This is a genomic window from Magnetococcales bacterium, from assembly GCA_015228935.1.
In the GTDB taxonomy this organism is placed as follows: Bacteria; Pseudomonadota; Magnetococcia; order Magnetococcales; family DC0425bin3; genus HA3dbin3.
In genome coordinates, this window is the sequence record JADGCO010000070.1 from 1 (window position 1) to 251 (window position 251).

1 protein-coding gene is annotated in these 251 nt (G+C 52.6%); it reads left to right on the forward strand.

What is annotated here, in order from left to right; genetic code table 11:
• On the forward strand, window positions 1-251 hold a 251-nt coding region (locus HQL65_14770; protein MBF0137498.1), incomplete at both ends, for a hypothetical protein.

The following is a 251-nucleotide window of genomic DNA, read 5'->3' on the forward strand; positions in this document are numbered from 1 at the left end:
CGGCCACTCCTGCATCGGTCCTGGATGCCAGTCGTGACTTGGTTGTCTGGTTTGACAAGCATCCGGACGGTCCACCTGTGAAGCGTCTGTTTCGGGAACTGTTGGTTGTGGCTCTGGATCGAGTCAAGGAAAAAGACCCTCGCCCACCTGTGCCTGTTGAGCTTGAGGAGGTTGTCGTCATGCTGACAAATTACATCGATAAATGGGAAAAGGAGATTGAGCAGAGGGGGTTTCTCAACGGCGAAAAAAAC